This is a genomic window from Lancefieldella parvula, assembly GCF_963547875.1.
In the GTDB taxonomy this organism is placed as follows: Bacteria; Actinomycetota; Coriobacteriia; order Coriobacteriales; family Atopobiaceae; genus Lancefieldella; species Lancefieldella parvula_D.
In genome coordinates, this window is the sequence record NZ_CAUUSI010000005.1 from 95,031 (window position 1) to 102,326 (window position 7,296).

General features: G+C 46.4%; 7 protein-coding genes. All 7 read right to left on the minus strand.

From position 1 onward, the window contains the following. Positions 1–70: 70 nt before the first annotated feature. On the minus strand, positions 71–3,403 hold the full coding sequence (locus RWJ96_RS03490) for an FtsX-like permease family protein (RefSeq protein ID WP_314018964.1): 3,333 nt from the start codon (positions 3,401–3,403) through the stop codon (positions 71–73). Between the two features lie 2 nt (positions 3,404–3,405). Next, positions 3,406–4,107 carry an ABC transporter ATP-binding protein gene (locus RWJ96_RS03495; RefSeq protein ID WP_314018966.1) on the minus strand — a complete coding sequence of 234 codons (702 nt, stop codon included), beginning with the start codon at positions 4,105–4,107 and terminating at the stop codon, positions 3,406–3,408. A 54-nt stretch (positions 4,108–4,161) separates the two neighbouring features. Continuing rightward, positions 4,162–4,767: a hypothetical protein gene (locus RWJ96_RS03500; RefSeq protein ID WP_314018967.1), complete on the minus strand. Its 606-nt coding sequence runs from the start codon at positions 4,765–4,767 to the stop codon at positions 4,162–4,164. Positions 4,768–4,816: 49 nt separating this feature from the next. Continuing rightward, positions 4,817–5,038, minus strand: coding sequence for a hypothetical protein (locus tag RWJ96_RS03505; protein ID WP_314018968.1), 222 nt, complete (start codon positions 5,036–5,038; stop codon positions 4,817–4,819). Beyond that, the gene (locus RWJ96_RS03510; RefSeq protein WP_314018969.1) at positions 5,028–6,371 is read right to left on the minus strand and encodes a DNA repair protein; all 1,344 of its coding nucleotides are present in this window, start codon (positions 6,369–6,371) and stop codon (positions 5,028–5,030) included. The genes RWJ96_RS03505 and RWJ96_RS03510 overlap by 11 nt, the downstream gene beginning before the upstream one ends. 3 nt (positions 6,372–6,374) lie before the next feature. Next, a complete protein-coding gene (locus RWJ96_RS03515) occupies positions 6,375–6,947 on the minus strand; it encodes a DJ-1 family glyoxalase III (RefSeq protein WP_314018971.1) in 573 nt (190 codons plus the stop codon). A 150-nt stretch (positions 6,948–7,097) separates the two neighbouring features. After that, positions 7,098–7,296, minus strand: a 199-nt coding sequence (locus tag RWJ96_RS03520) for a PTS sugar transporter subunit IIA (protein WP_314018973.1), incomplete at its 5' end; no start/stop codon positions are given.

Consider the following 7,296-nt stretch of genomic DNA (forward strand, 5'->3'; position numbering starts at 1 on the left):
TATAAATAAGCAATCTCAACTATCTTCTATCTTATCTAAAATATGCCTCTCTTGGGCGGGCAAAAGATGTCTACTCGACGCTCTTCAGGCTCTCAACCATATCAATATTTTTGAGCTTAGGTCGCATGGCAACATATACCAACAGCGAGAAGACAAGCGTAAGTCCAAAGGCAAACCAATAACTTGGTGCATGGATAGCTCGACCAAACATAACAAGGTCAATCTCGGCAGTTTGAACTACAAATCCCTCAAGGTATGTTCCTAGAACAAGTCCAAAAAACGCTCCAAAGATGGCCAACAAAGCAATTTCTCTAAAGACATAGGCATCAACTTCATGACGCGTAAATCCAAGTACTTTGAGGCTTGCAATTTCTCTAATGCGCTCTTCAATATTGATATTGGTGAGGTTATACAGGACGATAAATGCCAGCAGAGCTGCAGCCACAATAAGAATAGCTACAACACGGTTAACTACGGCAAGCGATTCTCTATATGTGCGGATAGCTTCATTGACGTCATCAACAGTTGCAACTCCTGTCTGGTTAATAAGCTTTTCTCCAAATGCATCTCTCGTTGCTTGATCTTCGGGAAGCGTTGCATACCAGCCGTCCGCTGCTTGATCTTGAATACCTAGAGAATGCCATGCTGAAGGTCCCAGATACAGATACGACCCAACGTAATTCTCGGCAACTCCTGTAACAGTAAGCGTACTTGGCTCGCCAGAAGCGTTTCCGATTCTGTCTTGAGCATAGACCTGAATAGTATCTCCCACGCCTACCCCAAGCCGTTTTGCAAGCTTTTCTGTAATTACAACCGAATCTTCTCCAAGCTCTATTGTTTGACCAGAAAGACGATTGCGCAGGGTAGCTAAACCCGTGAGGTCTTGAAGAGAATCACTGGTCATAATAGTTGTTCTTGTCAGTGAGCCTGCCTTTTGTGTAGAAGACTCAAGAAGAACGTTTTCTCTGGTTATGCGGCGGATATTTGTAGCGCCCACCTGATTAAGCTCTGCATTAATCTGATTTGCTTCTTCCTCAGAAACATCAGAAGTCATTCCCACTATGTAGTCATAATGCGAAATAGCTGGCCATTGGTTATCAATGATGTCGCTAATGGAATCTCTAAGACCAAAAGCCACCAATAAAAGCGCAGTACATCCAGCAATTCCTACCAGCGTCATAATCAAGCGTCGCTTATAGCGGACAAGGTTTCTGATTGTAACTTTCCACGAGAAAGACAATCTGGACCATAGAGGCTCAACGCGCTCAAGCAAAATCTTTGAGCCCGCTTTTGGAGCTTTTGGAAGCATGAGGCTAGATGGTTCTTCTTTCAATGAGGATAAAACAGCAGCCATAGTTGAAAGAAGCGTGATGCCTATACCGGAAAGTCCAGAGAGGAGCGCACTATCAAGCTGAATAGGATAAGGAGCTCCCCCATTTGGGATGGTATAAATTGACCCGTATGCAGAGATAATAACGCCTGGCAACACTTGACTTAAACATGCTATGCCAATAACGGCACCCAAAAGTGAGGCGAGCAAGGCATATAACAGGTACTTTGCCGCAATCTGAGCAGTTGAATAACCAAGCGCCTTATGAACACCAATAAGCGTACGCTCTTCAGAAACCATACGCGTCATACTGGTAAGTGAAACCAGAGCTGCAACCAAGAAAAACATCAGCGGGAATACATTAGCAATATCATTGATACGCTCAGAGTCTGCTTGATAAGCTGCAACACCAATTTCTTTTGTGCGATCAAGTACATACACATCAGGCTCTTTAAGCTCATCAATCTTCTTCTGAGCTTCATCAAGCTCTTTCTGACCGTCAGCAAGTTGTTTCTCAACCTCAGTGCGCTGCTCCTCAAGACTCTGTCTTCCCTCATTAGTCTGAGCTTCTGAACTTTGGAGGGCTGTTTGCCCTGCGCTCAGGCGACTAAGTGACGCAGCAAGTTTTTCTTGAGCCGCAGCTAACTGATCTGCAGTAGCACTTCTCGCCTCACTCAAATCCCGACGCGCCTGAGCCACTTGTGACTCTGCCTCATGTAGTTGAGCTGTGCGCTGATCAAGCTCTTCCCTCGCAGCCGCAAGAGTCTGCTGCTGGGTAGCCAATTCTGTCTCTGCAGCCGTAATCTGTGCTTGTGCGGCGAGAAGGACGTCTACTTGCGTAGTTGGCAGACCTAAAGCACTGAGCTGTTGCCGCGCTTCTTCAAGACTCGAAGCGGTGATGCCTTGCGCAGCAAGCCCCGCAAGATACGCATCTCTACCCGATTCAAACGCGCTCTTTTGCTGCGTAAACGTTGCTTGTCCTGCATTGAAAGCAGCAAGGCCAGCTTGATACTGAGCCTCTCCTGCACTGAGCTCAGCTGTACCCTGAGCTATTTGAGCCTCTGAGGCAGTAATCTGAGCTTCCGCTTGTGCAAATTGCCGCTCAGCACTGTAGCGAGAAGCTGTAAGCTGCTGACGTCCCGCATCATATTGACGCTGACCATCATCCAGCTTTTGCTGCTGAGCGGAAATTTGTGCCTCCGCATCATCAAGCTTCTTCTGAGCATCCCCTAGTTTATCCGCGGCCTCTTGTCTTGATTGCTCCAGCTTTTGACGAGCCTCATCAACCTGAGTTTGAGCGTCATCTTTGAGCTCTTGCAAACGAAGAGCAGCAAGCGACGGATTCATCTGTGTAATGCGTTCTGCAACGCTATCAACAGCGCTCTGATACGCCGATGAGCCGCTCTTATACCTGGTAGCACCCTGAACTGTCACATACACTTCGGTATAAGGGTCATCATTTGCAAAAGCATCTTCCGTAACATACACAAATTGCTGAACAATGCCGTTGCCTAACGATGTGGTACCAAAATTGCTTACATACGGATACGTTGGCGCATTTACAAAACCAACAACCGTGTACGAACCACCCTTTAAATGAACTCCGTTTGAAGTATCTGGCAGCTCAATCTGTTGACCAAGGCTAATATCTGCACGTTTCTTGGGATCCGTGCTCATCACGCACTCGTAAGGCCCTTGAGGAAGCCTTCCCTCCACAACTATTGGTTGATTAAGCTCACCAGGTCTAAAAGAACTCACACGAGCAGTAGATTGCGAAGATGTCAGTGTAGCCATAACGTCTACCGTGCGAGAAGGCATAACCGCCTCAACACCCTCAACTAATGCAAGGGCATGAACGTCCTTCTCGCTTAACCCAAGCGTAGAGATTACACGCAGGTCGTAGAGATGTTGGTTTGCATAAAACGTATGAGCAGCTTCTTGCATATCGGGGCTGGCCATTTTGAGGCCAGCAAAGAAGCCGCAGCCTAAAGCAACAATTCCTGCAATTGCAAGAAATCTGGCGAGAGACCCTTTGATGGTCCGAGTAATCTCGGTAAAAAGAGCGTGTGGCATAACTACCACTCGACAGTAAGCGCGTCAGCTGGGTGCTTATTAATTTCTACCGATTGAGCCTGGCCTTCTTTAACGTGGATAACCCTATGAGCAATTTGAGTAAACGCAAAGTTATGCGTGACAATAGCCACGGTCTTATGCTGCTCTTTGCACATATCTTGCAAGAGCTTAAGAATTTGCTTTCCTGTTTTATAATCCAGCGCACCTGTTGGCTCATCGCAAAGCAAAAGGCGTGGATTTTTTGCCAAAGCGCGCGCAATAGAGACGCGCTGCTGCTCTCCGCCAGAAAGTTGAGCTGGAAAGTTATCCATACGATGCTCAAGACCAACAGCACGTAGCGCATCTTCTGGCTGCATAGGGTCAAGACAAATCTGCGACGCAAGCTCAACGTTCTCTTTTGCAGTGAGGTTAGGAACTAGATTGTAAAACTGGAAAACAAAGCCAATATCATGACGGCGGTAGAGCGTTCTTTCTTTTTCTGAAAGCCCACCAATTTCTTTTCCATCTAAATAAATAGACCCAGAGGTACAGGTATCCATACCTCCGAGCATATTTAAGACAGTTGTTTTACCGGCGCCTGATGGGCCTACAATTACGCAAAGCTCTCCTTCTTCTATGGAGAAGTTCATGTCATGGACAGCGTTTACCTTGACGGAGCCCATGGTATACGTCTTTGTTACCTCTTTAAATTCAACAAAAGACATACGTTTCTCCTATGAGAAAGATTCTCCTGAACAAGAGGAGGTGTGCGTGAGGAGCTACTCCTGTGGAGCCTCTGGAGCTGCAGGAGCCTCAGGTGCGACAGCTGCGACAGTTGCTTCTGGAGCAGGTGCTGCTGTAGCCTCTGCAGTTACAGGGACAACAGGAGCAACATCTGCTCCCTCAGTAGCAAGAGGCATTGGAGCAACAACAACCTCTTCCTCCTCAAGATCAGCCTGACGCTGGTCAAACTCTTTCTTAGCACGAACCCAAATGAGAAGCGCAAGAAGAGCGGCAAAGAGCAGGAAGGTAACAATCATGATGTTAAGAATAAGGGTGGTGAAGTTCACTGCCTGGCTGATAGAAATCATCACAGAGAGCTCTGTAAGTGCGGTAGTTAAACCAACTACAGAGAGAATGGAGAGACCCCACCTAAGACGAGGGCGGAAGCCCCTCAAAAGACCTGAAACCGCAGCAAAAAGGTAGCACAGGAAAATAATGTAGGTAATACGCGCAAGCATCAGAGAGATAGGGCTTGTCTGACGAGTTGCAAAGTTAAATACCGTGTGGAAATAGCTGAGATACTGAACAGGTGCAACAAAATCAATGACAATAAAAATGAGAGCCACAATTGCTGGGATGGCAATTTTTGCTTTGGGGTTCATGAAACCTCCTCGCTTTCTTTATACGACCTGTCTATTTTATCGTATAAACCTATGACCAGTGCGGTAAGTCATGAAAGTCTTTTATATGGTCTTGAGCTTCTTGTTCTCTTTCTGCCAATGCCTCTCTTAAACCCTTCAATGCATCAAAAGGCATGAATATTTTTGCCCTGTTTGCCCGAGACATGCGAGGATGACCGTAGTGCATCTGCGATGCAAACGCATCCTCTTTTGCACCATTTTCCGCTGGCGAGAAACCCTGTCTAGGCTTCATTGGTTTCTTCTCCACTACGGTGTCCTCCAATCTGCGCATTTCTCTGTCGAGCAGTTGCTTCGGGAAGTAGGTCCATAGCTTTGAGCAAAGAGTTCTTTCCAAACTTCTTCTTTATGGCGTTGATAGTATCTTGGCGCTGGCGCTCTTTCTCTAAAACGGTATTGTCCTGGAAAAGTGATATCTGAATACCAGATCCCGTTTCTTCTTGAGTGTTTCCAAAGGTAAGGCCAACGCGATGCACGCTTTCTGAAGGTATTACTCGCTCGTCAAAGAAAGACAAAACCTCTGCCATAAGCTCATCTCTAGAGTTAGTGGGGTAAGAGAGTTTCTTAGTGCCGCTGCTGGAAGGAATATGTCTTCTCCAGCTTCTATAATCTCCTGTTTGCCTCAGCTCTTCCATCTGGCTCTCTGTTGCCGAGTAGCCAATATAGATGCCAATAGAAGAGCAGACCAGCTTTTGCGTTACAAGCTCAAGCGTCAACGCCTCAACCATCTCTTTAAAGATAAGACGCGCGCCCTCTGTATCTCTGTTGTGATCAAAGACCTGCGCCGTTGAGACAGAATGACTTTGAGACTTATAGGACTTAATATCTGCAATGGTAGTTGGTTCAATGCCCCACGCATGATCAATAAGAATTTCTGCATCAACGCCAAATTCTTTATACAGAGGTTCTGTAGGAGCCATGGCAAGCTGCCCCATGGTGTGAATATTCATTGCCGCAAGACGCTTTTGAATACCTGCACCAATATGCCAAAAATCAGTCAAAGGTTTATGGTTCCAAAGCTTAAGTTTGTACGACTCTTCATCAAGCTCACCAAAGAAATTTGGGCTGTGCTTTGCCGTAATATCAAGCGCAATTTTTGCCAGATACAAATTTGTACCCAAACCACAAGTAGCAGGGATACCAGTGGTTTTTGCTACGTCTGCACGGATCTTCTCGCCTAGCTCTCTTGCTGTGCATCCGTAAAGCGATAGGTACGGTGTTACATCAATAAATGCCTCGTCAATGGAGTAAACGTGGATGTCTTCTGGTGCAATGTATTTGAGATATACCGAATAAACGTCTGCGGATCGCTCCACATACAGAGCCATGCGAGGAGGAGCTACCTCATAGGTAAGGTTTTTGGGAATCTCAAAAACACGGCAACGTCCAGGAACACCCAGCGCACGAAGAGCGGGTGAAACAGCCAAACAGATTGTCTTTTCTGTCCTGGTAAGATCAGCCACAACAAGCTTAGCCTTCATGGGATCAAGGCCTCGCTCAACGCACTCAACTGATGCGTAAAAACTCTTTAAATCAATAACCAGGTACTGTTTTTGAGAAGGTGTCATGGCTTAGATAAGTACAATACCTTGAGAAACTTTTTCTGCCACGTCATTACCTACAAGATAACGGACAACCTCTAGGCCAAACTTAAGAGCGGTTCCTGCACCTTGGCTGGTAATGAAAGAGCCATCAACACAAACCGTATCTTGCGAAAGATTGGCGCCATTCTCTGAGAGAAAATGCTGGAAACCTGGGTTGGAAGTGGCCTTCTTACCCGTAAGTAATCCACGCTTTGCATAAATTGAAGGAGCAGCACAAATTGCAGCAAGCACACGACCGTCTGCGGCAAACGCATCAACTGCCTGCATAAGTGGCTCACAAGCCTCAAGATTAGTGGTTCCGGGAAGACCACCAGGAAGCACCAACATGCTGTAATCATCAAACGAGACCTGACTGAGCAGCTTGTCTGTTAAAAAAGTAACCTGATGAGAAGAAGTCACGCTCAAAGACTCAGAGATAGACACTTTGTCACAGGGAATACCTGCACGATACAGGACGTCAACAACGCTCAGTCCCTCGATCTCTTCACAACCATCAGCAAAAAAGACAGCAACGCGCTTGTTAGTACATGGTGTAAACATCTGGCTCCCTTCTCGACTAAAACTAGTACAAGTGTACGCCTTTTTACTCAAAAAAGGACACTCAAGTTTGTGCTTGAGTGTCCAAAATTTTACCCAGTTAAATTGTTATAGAAAGTATCCGTCAAGCCCCCTATGACCTGGCGAGAAACCCTACTCCTCGCTAATGCCCTCGTTAATAGCCTGAGCAATAACTTCCTGATCATTAGAGCCACGAAGCAGAGACTTAAACTCATCTCTCATCAGAAGAACAGCGGTCTTAGAAAGAAGCTTGATGTGAGTGGTGCCAGCCTCTCCATCTGGAACAAGCAGTGCAATAGCAACATCAACGGGCTTCTCGTCAAAAGAAGGC

What these genes read in the sequence shown, in the direction of transcription:
- RWJ96_RS03510 (WP_314018969.1), bottom strand. Translation starts at nt 6,371, where the DNA reads ATGACACCTTCTCAAAAACAGTACCTGGTTATTGATTTAAAGAGTTTT.
- RWJ96_RS03495 (WP_314018966.1), bottom strand. Translation starts at nt 4,107, where the DNA reads ATGTCTTTTGTTGAATTTAAAGAGGTAACAAAGACGTATACCATGGGC.
- RWJ96_RS03505 (WP_314018968.1), bottom strand. Translation starts at nt 5,038, where the DNA reads ATGAAGCCTAGACAGGGTTTCTCGCCAGCGGAAAATGGTGCAAAAGAG.
- RWJ96_RS03500 (WP_314018967.1), bottom strand. Translation starts at nt 4,767, where the DNA reads ATGAACCCCAAAGCAAAAATTGCCATCCCAGCAATTGTGGCTCTCATT.
- RWJ96_RS03490 (WP_314018964.1), bottom strand. Translation starts at nt 3,403, where the DNA reads ATGCCACACGCTCTTTTTACCGAGATTACTCGGACCATCAAAGGGTCT.
- RWJ96_RS03515 (WP_314018971.1), bottom strand. Translation starts at nt 6,947, where the DNA reads ATGTTTACACCATGTACTAACAAGCGCGTTGCTGTCTTTTTTGCTGAT.